Origin of the sequence: Oceanobacillus chungangensis (assembly GCF_003369565.1) — a bacterium.
In the GTDB taxonomy this organism is placed as follows: domain Bacteria; phylum Bacillota; class Bacilli; order Bacillales; family Amphibacillaceae; genus Oceanobacillus; species Oceanobacillus chungangensis.
On record NZ_PIOD01000005.1, the window covers coordinates 86,355 to 102,257 of the forward strand.

The window sequence follows — 15,903 nt, forward strand, 5'->3', positions numbered from 1 at the left end:
TGTTGATTCCCATTAATAATTTCAAATTACATAAGGCAATCATTATCCACATAATGTATGCTTCCTCAAATTATTATGGAGGTGAACGTTCTTGGTTAAATACTTACTCAAAAGAATTGGCTATATCATTCTTTCCTTATTTTTAATCGTTACAGTTACTTTTATCTTAATGAAGGCTGCACCAGGTGGGCCTTTTGCATCGGAACGAGCATTAACACCAGCAATTGAAGCACAGATGAATGAAGCATATGGATTTAATGATCCAATTCATGAACAATATTTCACATATCTTATTAATGCATTCACATTCGACTTTGGTCCGTCTTTTAAATATGTTGGACAAGAAGTTACAGAAATTATTGGCAGGAGCTTCCCTTATTCATTAATACTTGGATTAGAAGCTATCTTTATCGCAATATCGTTTGGAGTTTTACTAGGGGTTCTTGCAGCTGTACAGCATAATAAATTTGGCGATTATATGGCAATGGTCATTGCTGTCTTAGGAATTTCTGTTCCAAGCTTCATTATGGCTGCAGTCTTACAATATATCTTCGCAATTTATCTTCAAGTTTTACCGATTGCTAGATTCGAGTCGTTTGCACACACAATTTTACCAGCAATTGCCTTAGCGACAACGCCATTAGCCTTTATTGCGAGGCTGATGCGATCGAGTATGATAGATGTTTTAAATCGAGATTATATTAAAACGGCAAAATCGAAAGGGCTCAGTGAACGAGTTGTAACCTATAAGCATGCATTGCGCAATGCAATATTACCAGTTGTCTCTTACTTAGGTCCACTAGTTGTAACAATACTTACGGGTAGTTTTGTGATTGAGAAGATTTTTGGGATTCCTGGTTTAGGTAGTGAGTTTGTTGTGAGTGTTACCAATCGGGATTATACGGTAATTATGGGGACTACCGTCTTCTTCAGCGTTCTTCTTTTGTTTTCGATTTTAATCGTCGATCTTCTATATGGATTAATTGATCCACGCATTAAAGTAACATCGAAAGAGGGGGATAAGTAATGGAGCATCGACAATTAAAGAAAATCGATTTTGAACCATTACAATTAAAACAATCAGAGGCGGAGAAAATCGTTGGCGAAAGTACCTCTTATTGGAAGGATGCTTGGCGTCGATTTAGAAAGAATAAACTAGCATTTTTAGGAATTGTTATCATTCTATTATTAGGAATAATGGCAATCATTGGTGGTCCTATCTCTGGGCAGAACTATTATGAAAACCGATTATTGGAAGCAAACCAGCCACCATCTGCTGAGCATTGGTTTGGTACGGATAATTTAGGGAGAGATGTATTTGCAAGAACATGGTATGGTGCACAAATCTCCTTATTTATAGGTTTAATGGCAGCCCTGATTGATTTAGTAATCGGTGTTATTTGGGGGGCAGTTGCAGGTTTCTTCGGTGGAAAAGTCGATGAGATTCTAATGCGAATTGCAGATGTCTTATATGGTGTACCATATTTATTAGTTGTTATTTTGCTATTGGTCGTATTGCCGCAGAATTTATGGACGTTAATTATTGCGATGACGATAACAGGGTGGATCAATATGGCAAGAATTGTCCGTGGACAAGTTATACAGCTTCGATCAGAAGAATTTGTTATGGCATCAAGATCGTTGGGAGCTAGTAATGGTAGATTATTAGTAAGACACCTCATTCCTAATACTCTGGGCCCCATTTTGGTTACGTTAACGCTAACAATTCCGAGTGCTATTTTTACAGAATCATTCTTGAGTTTTCTAGGTATTGGTGTTCAAGCTCCACTAGCAAGTTGGGGAACGATGTCGTCTGATGCTCTACCCGCATTACAATACTACCCAAATCAACTATTCTTTCCAGCAGTATTTATTTGTATAACGATGCTAGCATTTAATGTTGTTGGTGATGGAATGAGAGATGCATTGGATCCGAATGAACGCTAATAAAGGGAGGACGTAAAAGATGAGCAAACTCTTAGAAGTAAAGAATCTTTCAGTATCGTTTGATACATATGGAGCAGAAGTAAAAGCGGTACGGGATGTTAGTTTTCAATTAAACAAAAAGGAAACGCTTGCAATTGTAGGTGAGTCTGGTTCTGGTAAAAGTGTGACAGCCCAATCGGTGATGCGGCTTGTCCCAACACCACCGGGGAAATTCGTCGGTGGCGAAATTCGATATAATGAGGAAAATCTGCTGCAAAAAACTGAAAAGCAGATGGAAAGTATTCGTGGGAAGGAAATAAGTATGATCTTCCAAGACCCAATGACTTCTTTAAATCCGACGATGACAATTGGTAAGCAAATTGCGGAAGGATTAATAAAACACCAAAATATGTCGAAGAAGGAAGCACATCTTCGGGGTATTCAGTTATTAAAATTAGTTGGCATTCCAACTCCAGAGGTACGAATTAAACAATATCCACATCAATATTCGGGTGGAATGCGACAACGTGCGATGATTGCCATTGCGCTGTCATGTAATCCTAAAATCCTGATTGCCGATGAACCGACAACCGCATTAGATGTAACTATTCAAGCGCAAATCCTTGAACTAATGCGTCAAATACAGGAGGAAACAGGTACAGCAATCATATTAATTACGCATGATTTAGGTGTAGTTGCAAATACAGCTAGTCGAGTAGCTGTCATGTATGGTGGTAAGATTGTGGAAACAGGTACAGTGGATGAGATATTTTATGAACCAAAGCACCCTTATACTTGGGGATTACTAGGTTCCATGCCGAAGCTCGACACGGAACAGGAGGAACTACAGGTTATTCCAGGTTCCCCGCCAGATTTAGCCGAACCACCAAAAGGATGTCCATTTGTAGCACGTTGTCCATACGCTATGAATGTTTGCAGTGACTATATGCCAGCGTATACGTCTGTTTCTTCCACCCATGAAGCAGCTTGCTGGTTGATAGATGCGCGAGCACCTAAAGTAGATATCCCTGAATCTGCAATAGTAGAAGGGAAGGATATCTATGTCATATGAAAAAGAAAAGCTGCTGGAAATAAAAGATTTAAAAAAACACTTTAAACTAGACAGAAACAGTGTATTAAAGGCTGTAGATGGAATTACATTTGATATATATAAAGGAGAAGCATTCGGACTCGTTGGGGAATCTGGTTGTGGGAAATCTACTGCGGGTAGGGCAATCATGAGACTATATGGAGCAACGGAAGGGAAAGTGACATTTGATGGAGAGGATGTTCATCAGGCTAAATCGAAAAAGCAATTAAAGGCATTTAATCGCTCAATGCAAATGATTTTCCAGGATCCTTATGCATCTCTGAACCCAAGGATGACGGTAAAAGATATTATTGCAGAAGGTATCGACATTCATGGATTGATTAAATCGTCAAAAGAAAGAACTATTCGCGTCAATGAATTACTAGAAATTGTTGGCCTGAACAAAGACCATGGTAATCGCTATCCGCATGAATTTAGTGGTGGACAACGCCAACGGATTGGAATTGCCCGTGCATTAGCAGTTAGCCCGGAATTCATTGTTGCTGATGAGCCGATCTCAGCATTAGATGTTTCGATACAGGCCCAGGTTGTAAATTTGCTGAAACGACTGCAAAGGGAGCATGGCTTAACTTATCTTTTCATTGCCCATGATTTATCAATGGTGAAACATATTAGTGATCGTGTTGGAGTAATGTACTTAGGAAAAATAGCGGAAATCGCAAAAAGTGATGAACTATATCGTGAACCATTGCATCCCTATACAAAAGCATTAATAAGCGCTATTCCAATTGCGAATCCAAGGGTCGAGCGATCACGTGAACGAATCATATTAGAAGGCGATGTTCCAAGCCCTGTTAATCCACCAAGTGGTTGCAGATTCCGAACGAGGTGCCCACTAGCAATGGATGTTTGTGCAAAAGTAGAACCAACATGGCAGGAATATAAGCAAGAACATTGGGTGGCATGTCATGTGTATGATGATAATTATAACGAGGAATATAAAAATAGAGTTAATAAAAAGATAGAAAATTTACAAGTATAATGTTGAGAATGTAAAGGATTTTTGTTGCAAAATCTATTATTCTATGACTTTTGTAATGTATCTTGTAAAATATGAGACTTTTATATCAAAATTATTACATTTGTAATATTATTGCCCAAATCAGTCATTCTTGTAATAGACTCTTAAACGCCTTGTAACTGTATTCGATATTATCCTGTGTTAGTATTGGGTTTGTCAGAAATTTAAGGAGGAACCCAAATGAAGAAATTTGTAGCGGCAATTGCTACTGGGATTATCATTGCTGGCGCAGCTGTAACGAATGTTTCCGCAGAGGAATACGAAGTACAAAAAGGTGATAGCCTTTGGGATATTGCAAATGAAACTAATACGACTGTAGATGAATTGATAGATATAAACGAACTTAAAGACTCAGTAATTCACCCAAAACAATTAATTATTATTAAAGATAAATATTCAGTGCGCCCAGGTGATACATTATCAAGTATCGCTAACGAGCAAAATGTTACGTTGAAAGATTTAAGAGAGTGGAATGATTTAAGAACAGACCTAATCGTTATTGGTCAAGAATTATCAATTAAGAATGGTAATGTAAAGCAAGATGACATAGCAGTAACGAAGGAATCTAGTAAGCCAGCAACTACAGATGCAACATCTAGTGAAAAAAATACACAGAATACTGCATCAGCACAAACAGAAGCACCAAAGAGTGAAACACAAGAAAAGCAAGCTCCACAAGGTAAAACAATTTCAGTGAAAGCAACAGCATATACTGCAAAATGTGAGGGTTGTTCTGGTCTAACGTATACAGGTGTTGACCTTAATGCAAATCCTAATGCAAAAGTAATTGCTGTTGATCCTAACGTTATTCCACTAGGTTCAGAAGTTTACGTGGAAGGTTACGGATATGCAACAGCGGCTGATATCGGCGGCGCTATTAAAGGTAACAAGATTGACATTCATGTCCCAACAACAAATGAAGCAATGAATTGGGGCGTTCGTACAGTTGACGTAACAATTGTTAAATAATGCCAGCAAAAAGGAAAGCATCTATATAATAATGCTTTCCTTTTTTTTGAGCTCTAAACCTATATATCTATCTTATATTAAGCGATACATTGATTTTCTTAGAATGATTATTGTCCTGGATTACTTCGGTAGGTTCATCGGTTAATTGCTTAAATCCTACCAGGCCAATGCCGATAATAATGGCTGCAAACAGGGTAACTAATACTTTTCTCATCAAATAATGCCTCCAAAAGTTGTTTCTATTCCCATTATAATAAAAAACATTGTAATTAACCATTGGGAATTCTTTCAATAATTAGGAATAACCATCAAATTATAATCATAGAAAGAGAGTAGATATCATTTATTGGTGGCTACGAAAATATTAAAGACTTTCTCGCAGTATACATGCAGTGACGTTTACTGTTAATTATGATAAATTGCAAATGAAGTAAGCGCAACCATTGTAAGGGGGAAGTGAAAAATGACAAGTAAGGCATTGAATCAGTTTCTAGATGAAAGTATTGCTAATTTGAAAGAGCATGGTCTATATAATGAGATTGATGTCGTACAGGGGGCAAATGGACCAATCATTACGATCAATGGACAAGAAAAAATTAATCTTTCATCAAATAATTATTTAGGTCTAGCCACAGATAATCGATTAATGGTAGCAGCAAAGCAAGCGGTTGATACCTATGGTGTAGGGGCTGGAGCTGTTCGAACGATAAATGGAACGCTTGATTTACATATTCAGCTAGAGGAAAAACTAGCGCAATTCAAGGGGACAGAAGCGGCTATTTCCTATCAATCTGGGTTTAATTGCAATATGGCGGCAATTTCTGCAGTGATGGATAAAAATGATGCAATCCTTTCTGATTCACTAAACCATGCATCGATTATCGATGGATGTCGTCTATCAAAGGCAAAAATAATTCAGTTTGAGCATTCTGACATGAAGGACCTTCGCCAAAAGGCTAGGAAAGCGGTCCAATCTGGAGCATATAAAAAAGTTATGGTTATTTCCGATGGGGTATTTTCGATGGATGGAGATATTGCAAATCTCCCGGGGATCGTTGAAATTGCCAAAGAATTTGACCTGATTACTTATGTTGATGATGCACATGGTTCTGGGGTAACGGGAAATGGAGCCGGAACAGTTAAACACTTTGGACTTGAGAAGCAAATAGATTTTCAAATGGGGACTCTCTCGAAGGCAATTGGTGTTGTTGGTGGATATGTCGCTGGAAAAGAAAATCTAATCAACTGGTTAAAAGTGCGCTCACGTCCCTTTTTATTCTCAACTGCACTATCTCCAGCTGATACGATTGCGAGCGCAAAGGCGCTTGAAATATTAATGGATAGTAAGGAGTTAAATGTTCAACTATGGGAAAATGGTAATTATTTAAAGAATGGATTAATGAAATTAGGGTTTAACATTGGACATAGTGAAACACCGATTACCCCTTGTATTATTGGGGATGAGAAGAAGGCTCAAATGTTTAGTAAGCGATTAAATGAAGAAGGGGTCTATGCGAAGGCAATTGTTTTTCCAACAGTGCCAAGAGGAACCGGGCGTGTTCGCAATATGCCAACATCTGCACATACAAAAGAAATGTTAGATGAAGCCATTTCAGTTTACGAGCAGGTTGGGAAAGAGCTAGGCATCATTTAATTAATCATTTTGTAACAAAGGGGTACTGGAAATGAAACGAATTCTAGTAACTGGTGCGCTTGGTCAAATAGGAACAGAGCTTGTTGCTAAGCTGCGTGAAACTTATGGAACAATGAATGTTATTGCAACAGATATACGTGCCTGCGATGCTAATGTTATTGAAAAGAAGGGTCCATTTGAAGTAGTTGATGTAACAGAGGAGGCAGGGATCTACTACGTTGCTGCAAAATATCAAGTAGACACAATAATCCATTTAGCATCCTTATTGTCTGCTAATGCGGAGAGGAATCCAAGGCTTGCGTGGAATATTAATATGGGAGGATTGATAAATACATTAGAAGTTGCTAGAGAGCTTAATTTAAAATTTTTTACACCAAGCTCGATAGGTGCTTTTGGACCTTCCACACCGAAAAATCTTACACCACAAAATACGTTCCAACGTCCAACGACAATGTACGGCCTCAGTAAGGTTGCTGGAGAATTATTATGTGATTATTATTTTAAGCGATTTGGAGTCGATACACGTGGCCTGCGTTTTCCAGGGTTAATTTCATATATTGCACCACCAGGAGGAGGAACGACTGATTATGCAGTGGAAATATATTATCATGCAGTGAAAAATAAAGCATATACGTCTTATATTAAAGAAGGAACAACACTAGATATGATGTATATGCCCGATGCAATTAATGCAATTATTACCCTGATGGAGGAGAATCCCGAAAAACTGCTGCATCGTAATGCCTACAATGTGTCAGCATTCTCTGCAGCCCCAGAGGATTTTGCTGCTATAATTCGGAAGTATATACCGACGTTTAAATTAGATTATCAAGTAGATCCTACAAGGCAAGTTATTGCGGATAGCTGGCCAAACGCCATCGACTCCTCTGCAGCAGTAAATGAATGGGGATTTCGGGTGGAATATGATTTAGAAAAGCTGACGAAGGATATGCTAGAGAAAATTACTGGGAAGTTAGGAATGGAGTAAGATATCATCAGGAGGAGAAATAAATCAGCAGGAGTGCGTAGATATCGTCAGGAGAAAAAATAAATCAGCAGGAGAGCGCGGATATCGTCAGGAGGACAAATAAATCAGCAGGAGCGCGCAGATATCGTCAGGAGAAGAAATAAATCAGCAGGAGCGGGCGGATATCGTCAGGAGAAAAAATAAATCAGCAGGAGCGCACAGATATCGTCAGGAGTGCAGCAAGAAAACAATCATAAGTAAAAAATACGTCCTCCCAATGGAAGAACGCATCATTCATTATTAAACAGCATACATCTCACGAATTCTCTTTTGAATGTCTTTATCTTGAACATATTCATCGTAGCTGATTTCTTTATCTAAGATTCCGCTTGGTGTGATTTCAATCAGGCGATTTGCAATACTATTAACAAATTGATGGTCATGTGATGTAAACAGGATAGACCCTTTAAATTTAATTAAACCATTATTTAATGATGTGATTGATTCAAGATCTAAATGGTTTGTTGGCTCATCAAGGATTAATACATTTGCACTTGAAAGCATCATTTTCGAAAGCATGCAACGAACTTTCTCTCCACCAGATAATACATTTGCCTTCTTCAAAGCTTCTTCGCCAGAGAATAACATTCTACCTAGGAATCCACGTAAGAAAGTTTCTGTTTGTTCATCTGGTGATGAATATTGACGTAACCAATCAACTAGTGAAAGCTCATTATTTTCGAAGAACTCACTATTGTCTTTTGGAAAATAAGATTGAGAGGTTGTCACACCCCATTTATATGAACCAGAATCAGGCTCAAGCTCGCCAGTTAGGATTTTGAATAAAGTCGTTTTTGCAATATCATCCTGTCCAAGGAATGCGACTTTGTCGTCTTTATTTATAGTGAAGCTAATATTATCCAATACTTTCTTGCCGCCGATAGTTTTCGTAAGTCCTTCGACACGTAATAAATCATTACCAATTTCACGTTCAGGAGTAAAGGCGATATATGGATATTTACGTGATGATGGTCGAATATCATCAAGTGTAATATTTTCAAGCATCTTCTTACGAGAAGTTGCTTGTTTTGATTTCGATGCATTTGCACTAAAACGAGCAACGAAGGCTTGAAGTTCTTTAATCTTTTCTTCCTTCTTCTTGTTAGCATCTTGCGCCATTTGCGTTGCTAGCTGACTAGATTCATACCAGAAATCATAGTTACCAACGTAGATTTGAATTTTACCAAAGTCAACATCCGCAATATGTGTACATACCTTATTTAGGAAGTGACGGTCATGGGAAACGACAATAACAGTATTCTCGAAATTGATTAGGAATTCTTCTAGCCATTGAATTGCCTGTAGATCAAGACCGTTTGTCGGCTCATCGAGCAGCAGAATATCCGGATTACCGAATAAACTTTGTGCTAGCAATACTTTTACTTTTTGGTCTTCTGGTAATTCGCTCATTTTCTTCGTATGAAGGGACTCATCAATGCCAAGGCCTTTTAATAAAATGGCTGCATCTGATTCAGCTTCCCAACCATTCATTTCTGCGAATTCACCTTCAAGCTCAGCTGCACGCATTCCATCTTCCTCTGAGAAGTCGGCTTTCATGTAAATTGCGTCTTTCTCCTGCTTCACTTTATATAATTTCTCAAAGCCGATTAATACGGTATCTAATACTTCGTGATCTTCAAAGGCAAAGTGGTCCTGTTTCAACATCGTTAGTCGCTCACCAGGAGACATGGAAACATTTCCTGTTTGTGGTTCAACTTCACCAGATAACACTTTTAGAAAAGTCGACTTTCCAGCACCATTTGCGCCAATGACACCATAACAGTTACCAGGAGTGAATTTTAAGTTAACATCTTCAAAAAGTTTCTTGTCACCATATCGTAAACTAACATTATTTACAGTTATCATAATTAATTGTTTCCTCCAATTAAATAAATAGTAATCAAGGTTAGCTTACGTCATTTAAGGGTCTTCGTCAATGTAAAACTGTTATCTATTATAATAGGAAGTGATTTTTTTATTGAAGGTATTATAAAATTTCCAATTTTTAGTGACTAATGGAAAATAAAGCTATATTTTTAAGTGAAGATGTGAGAAAATGAATTCCTATCCAATAGATTGGGGAAGGAGTGAATTGGATGGGAAAAAGAACAATCTATTTCCTGTTTACTGATACAGGGACCGTATTATCGAGGACAATCCATTATTATACGAGGACATCCTATAATCATGTTTCCATAAGCTATGATCATACATTGAAGGATGTTTATAGTTTTGGGCGTAAAAATCCAAATAACCCATTTATTGGCGGGTTTGTAAAAGAAGATATTCATAGTGACTTCTTTAAAAAATCTGAGTGCGCCATTTATCGATATCAACTAAGTGAAGCGGAATATCAATCTGTTATCCGTAACATTGAAGAAATAGAAGCAAGAAAACATGATTATAAATATAATTTCATTGGTCTGTTTGGGATATTATTGCAAATTGAGATTAAACGTAAGAACGCTTTCTTCTGTTCGCAATTCGTTGCAACCGTTTTGAAAGATTCCGAGAGATTTGAATTTGGCAAGCCTCCTAGTCTAACTACTCCTGCTGATCTTCGCATGTACGAAGGGATGCAATTAATTTACCAAGGAATATTAGAGGATTACCAGCCTGAGCATGCGATTGAAGAAAGAAAGTTAGTCATTGGTGATCAAATTTCACCTAAGCAATCATTTACATTTTTCTTATCTAATACAGTTAAACGCTTCGTGATGAAGTAAGAAGAACTTTACGATCGTAGAGTTCTTTTTTTAACTTCTTTGCAATGTTTATTATTAAATTGCGACAAAACTTATGATAACGATTGCTCATGGCCGACCGCTGCAGAAATACACTACGCTTTCCGTGGGCGTCAAGCCCTAAAAAGCGCTAAGGTCTTTACCGTCTTCGCTGTTCCCACCGGACAAGAAAAGCTTCAACGTTACATCGCAATCAGACAATTTAAACTTTATTTTCGAGGAGTCCTCGTGTACTTCCTCACTGGGTATGTGCGTTATCAATTATTGAACAGATGATTTTTTTAATCATTTTCGTGCGTTGATCGTCGTTGTGAACAGGTGGCTCCTTGAAAAATGAAGAGTTGCTATAAGGTTTGCTATTGTCCGTAGTGGATATCAACATTGCTGCTATGTGGCAGAATAATCAACCTCTATATTACCATCCTTTATTCAGAAAAATAACGAATCTTTTCAGGGGGACGATTCACAGCAGTCCAAATTCTTAGCGAACAGTCTAGAAAAAGCAAGTTGTATGGTGAATGGAAGAACCTACTTCAAGCATCTCAATCAATCCCAAATGATTGATAGGGTACATTAATTTTAAACACTAAGTTATTTGCTTCCAGGTCGATATGTTCTACCGCGACATGGAAATTACTTTTCATTTTTATTTCCGTCACGGCAAGATAGATTGCCTCCTCATTTGGAACTATTGTTACCCATTCGGGCATCGATAAATATTCCTTCATGAATTCCATGATGATTTTATTAGGCAATTCTAGTAAGCCAACGGAAATCGAGCGGAGCTTTAAAATAATATCCCCATTTTCCTGTACAAGTGGTTCAAGATGAACGGCGAGCGGTACAGTAGTTGAGAAAACGGGTAATTCCCCAATTAATTGCACATCATCATCAAGAGAAACTTGATATTGATGCTCGGAACCCTTCTGGAGCTGAGCAAGGTAAGTATTGATTAAATCATTTAAGTTTTTCTTCGTTGTTCGCACGAAAAATTCGGAGCTTACGTTTTTCTCATTCTCTTCATTTAAAGTGATATCTCCACGTGATCCAGGCCAAAAAACAAGAGCTGCAATCAAGATGATAAAGGCAATATTTAGAGCAAGTAAGCTATAAAAGAGAGTTTTCCATTTATTTTTCTCTTTCAAACGCTGGTTTCGAGTGGACATGTTCTTCATCCTTCTCTTTTGTAATATACGCTAATACACGAGTTGCAATTCGGTGATAGCCAATGTAATTTGGATGAAAGTTATCCTCTGCCAAAAGATTAATATTCCTTTCCTGGAATAAATCATCTGTAGGGATAAACGTAAGGTTGCTATAGCGTTCAGTAATAAGCCTTGTCGTATTATTCCAAGATTCAACTATCATATTCAGTTCCTTAATATCTGAAAAATATCGTTCAAAGGGATTATAAAAACCAATTAAATAGATTTTCGAACTTGGGTTCAATTCTCGTATCTGTTCGATAATGCGGATTACATTTTTTCCGAATTCCATTTGTTTTGGTGCAAAGTCTTCTATCTGCAAATCTGTAATATTCTCTCTCACTACTTGTAGTATATCATTTGCGCCAATTGTAATTAATACGATATTCGAATCTTTCATTGCGGTAAAGACTTCCTCTTTATTTAATTGCTGCAATAGTTGTGCTGAACTAATTCCGCGTTTGCCAAAATTATTAAATTTCGCGATTTGACGTCCATCATTAAGGGTACGATCAAGAATGCCGACATATCCACCACGTTTAGTAGTATCACCAAACCCTTCTGTAAGTGAATCGCCAATTGCAACAATTTGTGTGCCATGAACAGGAATTGCCTCAATTGTCCAATGAACAGCCTCAATAATTTTATCTGGAAGGGCAACTTCTTTCAGATTCATGTCGTCTACTGGGGTTTCTCTTTCAACAGGTTTCTTATAAACTACTTGCTGTTCCTTCTGTGGGGATAAAAAGGAGTCTTGCTGTTCGGGTTCAGTACGATTTAAAAAATATATCATACAAGTACTAATTGTAAAAATAAAAATTATAAAAAATAAAAACAATTTTTTCATCTAATCACACCTATACATAGCTAGTATATATTATGATAAAAAATTGCTAGATGACTTCATTAAAAAGTACATCTTCATAATGTATACCCTAATATTGTAAGCAATATTAATGAAAGTTAAACACTGTCCAATAAAAATAGGTTAATTTACCTCCGTTATTGTTATCGTAATTAATTAAGACGTAATAGTGATGTTAATTTCTACTCCACGAATTGATTTTGCACAGATATGGTAGGCGATAAGTGGCATATTAACAATTTCGCTGACTAATTGTTATCGTTTAAATTTGAAGCTTATAGAAAATAAAAAATAAGATGTCTCCAAAAGATAGGTGACATCTTATAAAAAGCTAAAATTAGTGACTTAGAAGATTTCAATCAAACGTTTGATTGAAATCTTCAGACAAGTACCAGGGCTGAATATAGTAGGTTTCATTCGATGAAAAATCTATCCTAATCATACGACAGTCACTACATTCGTCGATTGTCCTCTCGCTTTTATAAATTCTGTATAAATATCCTTGTTACTGATAACTGTAATCCCGGCTGCCTTCGCATGCTCAACTGTGTTATCTGCCTTCGCAAGATGCTCCACCCAAAGGATTTTACCTTGTTTATTAATGATTTGTTCGATAGACGAAATTGGTAGGGTGCCATCAGCAGTCCATACTGCATCAACTTCAACTGGAATGTCTTCTAAAGTTTGATAGCTGGTGTTTTCCCCGAAAGAAATAATTTGGTATCCAGACGATGCTAATTTTTTGATCGCATGATTTGTTTGCCCTGAAGTTGCAATTACTTTCTTACGAATACCAGCTTCATCTCGATTAAATGGAGAAGTGAGCAACCATTTAATAGCATCTTCATCGGTTGTTTTTAAAGTCTTAGCTTCTCCAACAGCAATAGCAATGGCCTGGTCCAAATCAGCAAGTGTATCTTTCGTTGATTCGAGACCGATTGATAAACGAACGAGCTCCTCGGTTACGCCACTTTTCTGCAAATCCTCTGCATTCAATTGTTGATGCGTAGTTGAAGCAGGGTGAATAATTAGCGATTTTGCATCGCCGACATTGGCTACATGAGACCAAAGCTTAATATTGTCGATTAACTTTCTACCTGCGTCTCGACCGCCTTTAATACCGAATGTAATGATTGAGCCAAATCCATTTGTAAAGTATTTTTTTGCAAGGCTGTGGGAAGGATGGTTTTCTAAGCCAGGGAATTTAACCCATTCAACTGCTGGGTGGTTTTCCAAGTAATTTGCAACCTCTACTGCATTTTCGCTATGTCTTTGAATTCGTAAATGCAATGTTTCTAAGCCTTGAAGCAATAAGAATGCGTTTTGCGGACTTAAAGACGCACCAATATCGCGAAGAAGCTGTACACGTAATTTTGTTGCAAATGCAGCTGCACCGACATCAACGTAACGAATTCCATTATAGCTTGCATCAGGCTCGGTGAAACCAGGGAAACGTTCGTTATCCCAATTGAAACGTCCACCATCAACTACAACGCCACCAATCGTTGTCCCATGTCCCCCAATCCATTTCGTTGCAGAGTGGACAACAATATCAGCACCCCAAGCAATTGGCTTTGCAATATAAGGTGCAAACGTATTATCAATAATTAGCGGAATGCCATTTTCATGTGCAATTTCAGCTATTGTTTCTACATCAAATACGTAAAGGCTAGGATTTGTAATGATCTCACCAAAAATCGCCTTCGTCTTATCTGTGATTGCTGCTCGAAATGCTTCTGGATCTGTGCCATCAACGAATTTTACCGTGATTCCATAGCGGGGTAATGTAGTTGCAAAAAGATTATACGTTCCACCGTATAAATTACTGTCTGCAATAATTTCATCACCAGTTCCTGCAATGTTTAAAATTGCTAGCGTGATTGCAGCCATTCCGGATGAGGTTGCAACTGCGCCAATCCCATCTTCCAATAGTGCGACGCGTTGTTCAAAAGCATCAACAGTTGGATTCATAATTCGTGAATAAATATTACCAGATTCGGCTAATCCAAAAAGATTTTGTGCGTGTTCGGTGTCACGAAATACATAGGAAGTAGTTTGATAGATTGGTACTGCACGTGCTCCTGTACTAGGATCAGGAGACTGGCCACCATGAAGTAAGATTGTTTCTGGATTTTGCAAATGAAATTGAGTCATACATAAATTCCTCCTTAATGTTTTAAAAAATTTGCATCTGGAGGAAGAGGAGTAGAAAAAAACCCTCTTCCTAAGAAGAGGGCGTATGCGCAAACCGGTCCTCCTCTTATCTACCAGATCACGAGAGACCTGTAGGATTTGGCACCGTAATAAATTAGAAAATCTAACTTAAAGGTTGCCGGGCTTCAAAGGGCCTATTCCCTCCACCACTCTTGATAAGAGATTAAATTATCTAAATTATAAATTAGTATAAACTTATTCATTAATAATGTCAATCATATTTTTTGATAATTCAAATTATCGATTACGAACTGGTCGCCTATATGCTGCCAGCATATAGATAATTAGGGCCGACCAAATAAATAAAAAGGCAATCAAATGTGCACTTGTAAAGGTTTCATCATAAAGAAACACTCCCAAGACTAGCATTATGGTAGGGTTGATGTATTGTAAAAACCCAATCATCGTGAGAGGAATATGTTTAGCTCCAACTGCAAACAGTAATAAAGGAATGGCAGTTACGGCACCACCACCTATTAGGACAACATTCGTCAAGGAGGTAGGACTCGTAAAGCTAAAGATATTTTCCGGCAATAGTAATAAATAGATAAAAGCAATTGGTGTGACTATCATCGTTTCAATCGTTAAACTGAACATTGCACTTACATTTACCATCTTTTTCAGCAGGCCATAAAATGCAAATGAAATTGCTAAGAGTAATGATATCCATGGAAAGACACCGAAGCTAAAGGTTAAATAAAGGACGCCAAATGCTGCAAGGATAAAGGACAAAATCTGTCTTCTTGTCAACCTTTCCCTCATAACAATAACACCTAGTAAAATGCTGATTAACGGATTGATGTAATAACCGAGGCTCGCTTGGATTACGTGTTCACTATTTACCGCCCAAATGAATGTTAACCAATTAATGCTGATAAGTATGGAGGCAAGTGTGATGCCAATTAATTGCTTCCGATTATGAAACATTTGCTTAGAAGCTTGAATAAAGCTTGACCAATTATGGGTCAGCAAGACGAGGACAACCATGAAGACAAATGACCAAATAATTCGATGTGCTAAAATCTCACCGGCAGGTACATCATCGACTAGCTTCCAGTAAATTGGCAAGAATCCCCAGAGTATATATGCGCTGATTGTATAAAAAATTCCAAGTTTCAATGATTCTGATTTCATATTTCACTTCCTCACTAATAGTAAGTTTATTCT

Annotated in this window: 14 protein-coding genes and 1 riboswitch; of the genes, 8 read left to right on the forward strand and 6 right to left on the reverse strand. The window is 37.6% G+C overall.

Going from position 1 to position 15,903, the window contains the following annotated elements; all coding sequences use genetic code 11:
• Nucleotides 1-91 precede the first annotated feature (91 nt).
• The 5 genes from CWR45_RS04310 (at nucleotide 92) to CWR45_RS04330 (ending at nucleotide 5,027) form a co-directional block, all read left to right on the forward strand.
• Nucleotides 92-1,027 (forward strand): ABC transporter permease, encoded by a 936-nt coding sequence (locus CWR45_RS04310; protein ID WP_115748575.1) that lies wholly within the window; start codon nucleotides 92-94, stop codon nucleotides 1,025-1,027.
• A complete protein-coding gene (locus CWR45_RS04315; RefSeq protein WP_115748576.1) occupies nucleotides 1,027-1,947 on the forward strand; it encodes an ABC transporter permease in 921 nt (306 codons plus the stop codon). The genes CWR45_RS04310 and CWR45_RS04315 overlap by 1 nt, the downstream gene beginning before the upstream one ends.
• Nucleotides 1,948-1,966: 19 nt before the next feature.
• Nucleotides 1,967-2,998 (forward strand): ABC transporter ATP-binding protein, encoded by a 1,032-nt coding sequence (locus CWR45_RS04320; RefSeq protein ID WP_115748577.1) that lies wholly within the window; start codon nucleotides 1,967-1,969, stop codon nucleotides 2,996-2,998.
• On the forward strand, nucleotides 2,988-4,019 hold the full coding sequence (locus tag CWR45_RS04325; RefSeq protein WP_170138788.1) for an ABC transporter ATP-binding protein: 1,032 nt from the start codon (nucleotides 2,988-2,990) through the stop codon (nucleotides 4,017-4,019). The genes CWR45_RS04320 and CWR45_RS04325 overlap by 11 nt, the downstream gene beginning before the upstream one ends.
• Before the next feature lie 219 nt (nucleotides 4,020-4,238).
• The gene (locus tag CWR45_RS04330) at nucleotides 4,239-5,027 is read left to right on the forward strand and encodes a LysM peptidoglycan-binding and 3D domain-containing protein (protein WP_115748579.1); all 789 of its coding nucleotides are present in this window, start codon (nucleotides 4,239-4,241) and stop codon (nucleotides 5,025-5,027) included.
• Nucleotides 5,028-5,094: 67 nt separating this feature from the next.
• Here the strand turns inward: CWR45_RS04330 and CWR45_RS19715 are convergent, their stop codons facing one another.
• On the reverse strand, nucleotides 5,095-5,241 hold the full coding sequence (locus CWR45_RS19715; protein ID WP_170138789.1) for a hypothetical protein: 147 nt from the start codon (nucleotides 5,239-5,241) through the stop codon (nucleotides 5,095-5,097).
• Nucleotides 5,242-5,490: 249 nt separating this feature from the next.
• Between CWR45_RS19715 and CWR45_RS04335 the strand changes: the two genes are divergently transcribed.
• Together CWR45_RS04335 and CWR45_RS04340 are read left to right on the forward strand one after the other, a co-directional pair.
• A complete protein-coding gene (locus tag CWR45_RS04335; protein ID WP_115748580.1) occupies nucleotides 5,491-6,681 on the forward strand; it encodes a glycine C-acetyltransferase in 1,191 nt (396 codons plus the stop codon).
• Between the two features lie 31 nt (nucleotides 6,682-6,712).
• Nucleotides 6,713-7,669 carry an L-threonine 3-dehydrogenase gene (locus CWR45_RS04340; protein ID WP_115748581.1) on the forward strand — a complete coding sequence of 319 codons (957 nt, stop codon included), beginning with the start codon at nucleotides 6,713-6,715 and terminating at the stop codon, nucleotides 7,667-7,669.
• A gap of 279 nt (nucleotides 7,670-7,948) precedes the next feature.
• Here CWR45_RS04340 and CWR45_RS04345 read toward each other — a convergent pair whose 3' ends face one another.
• Nucleotides 7,949-9,574: an ABC-F family ATP-binding cassette domain-containing protein gene (locus CWR45_RS04345; RefSeq protein WP_115748582.1), complete on the reverse strand. Its 1,626-nt coding sequence runs from the start codon at nucleotides 9,572-9,574 to the stop codon at nucleotides 7,949-7,951.
• A gap of 230 nt (nucleotides 9,575-9,804) precedes the next feature.
• On the opposite strand from CWR45_RS04345, the gene CWR45_RS04350 reads away from it, so the two are divergent.
• Nucleotides 9,805-10,434: a hypothetical protein gene (locus CWR45_RS04350; RefSeq protein WP_115748583.1), complete on the forward strand. Its 630-nt coding sequence runs from the start codon at nucleotides 9,805-9,807 to the stop codon at nucleotides 10,432-10,434.
• A gap of 560 nt (nucleotides 10,435-10,994) precedes the next feature.
• Here the strand turns inward: CWR45_RS04350 and CWR45_RS04355 are convergent.
• The 4 genes from CWR45_RS04355 to rarD form a co-directional block, all read right to left on the reverse strand.
• Nucleotides 10,995-11,618, reverse strand: coding sequence for a YpmS family protein (locus CWR45_RS04355; protein WP_115748584.1), 624 nt, complete (start codon nucleotides 11,616-11,618; stop codon nucleotides 10,995-10,997).
• A complete protein-coding gene (locus tag CWR45_RS04360; RefSeq protein ID WP_115748585.1) occupies nucleotides 11,581-12,504 on the reverse strand; it encodes an SGNH/GDSL hydrolase family protein in 924 nt (307 codons plus the stop codon). The genes CWR45_RS04355 and CWR45_RS04360 overlap by 38 nt, the downstream gene beginning before the upstream one ends.
• Before the next feature lie 456 nt (nucleotides 12,505-12,960).
• Nucleotides 12,961-14,676 carry a PLP-dependent aspartate aminotransferase family protein gene (locus CWR45_RS04365; protein ID WP_115748586.1) on the reverse strand — a complete coding sequence of 572 codons (1,716 nt, stop codon included), beginning with the start codon at nucleotides 14,674-14,676 and terminating at the stop codon, nucleotides 12,961-12,963.
• 103 nt (nucleotides 14,677-14,779) lie between these two features.
• A riboswitch (SAM riboswitch) is annotated at nucleotides 14,780-14,898 on the reverse strand.
• Between the two features lie 75 nt (nucleotides 14,899-14,973).
• A complete protein-coding gene (rarD, locus tag CWR45_RS04370; RefSeq protein WP_115748587.1) occupies nucleotides 14,974-15,870 on the reverse strand; it encodes an EamA family transporter RarD in 897 nt (298 codons plus the stop codon).
• Between the last annotated feature and the right edge of the window lie 33 nt (nucleotides 15,871-15,903).

Coding starts and splice junctions, on each gene's coding strand:
- CWR45_RS04355 (WP_115748584.1), bottom strand. CDS start 11,618: ATGTCCACTCGAAACCAGCGTTTGAAAGAGAAAAATAAATGGAAAACT.
- CWR45_RS04335 (WP_115748580.1), top strand. CDS start 5,491: ATGACAAGTAAGGCATTGAATCAGTTTCTAGATGAAAGTATTGCTAAT.
- CWR45_RS04325 (WP_170138788.1), top strand. CDS start 2,988: ATGTCATATGAAAAAGAAAAGCTGCTGGAAATAAAAGATTTAAAAAAA.
- CWR45_RS04345 (WP_115748582.1), bottom strand. CDS start 9,574: ATGATAACTGTAAATAATGTTAGTTTACGATATGGTGACAAGAAACTT.
- CWR45_RS04320 (WP_115748577.1), top strand. CDS start 1,967: ATGAGCAAACTCTTAGAAGTAAAGAATCTTTCAGTATCGTTTGATACA.
- CWR45_RS04350 (WP_115748583.1), top strand. CDS start 9,805: ATGGGAAAAAGAACAATCTATTTCCTGTTTACTGATACAGGGACCGTA.
- CWR45_RS04365 (WP_115748586.1), bottom strand. CDS start 14,676: ATGACTCAATTTCATTTGCAAAATCCAGAAACAATCTTACTTCATGGT.
- CWR45_RS19715 (WP_170138789.1), bottom strand. CDS start 5,241: ATGAGAAAAGTATTAGTTACCCTGTTTGCAGCCATTATTATCGGCATT.
- CWR45_RS04330 (WP_115748579.1), top strand. CDS start 4,239: ATGAAGAAATTTGTAGCGGCAATTGCTACTGGGATTATCATTGCTGGC.
- CWR45_RS04360 (WP_115748585.1), bottom strand. CDS start 12,504: ATGAAAAAATTGTTTTTATTTTTTATAATTTTTATTTTTACAATTAGT.
- rarD (WP_115748587.1), bottom strand. CDS start 15,870: ATGAAATCAGAATCATTGAAACTTGGAATTTTTTATACAATCAGCGCA.
- CWR45_RS04315 (WP_115748576.1), top strand. CDS start 1,027: ATGGAGCATCGACAATTAAAGAAAATCGATTTTGAACCATTACAATTA.
- CWR45_RS04340 (WP_115748581.1), top strand. CDS start 6,713: ATGAAACGAATTCTAGTAACTGGTGCGCTTGGTCAAATAGGAACAGAG.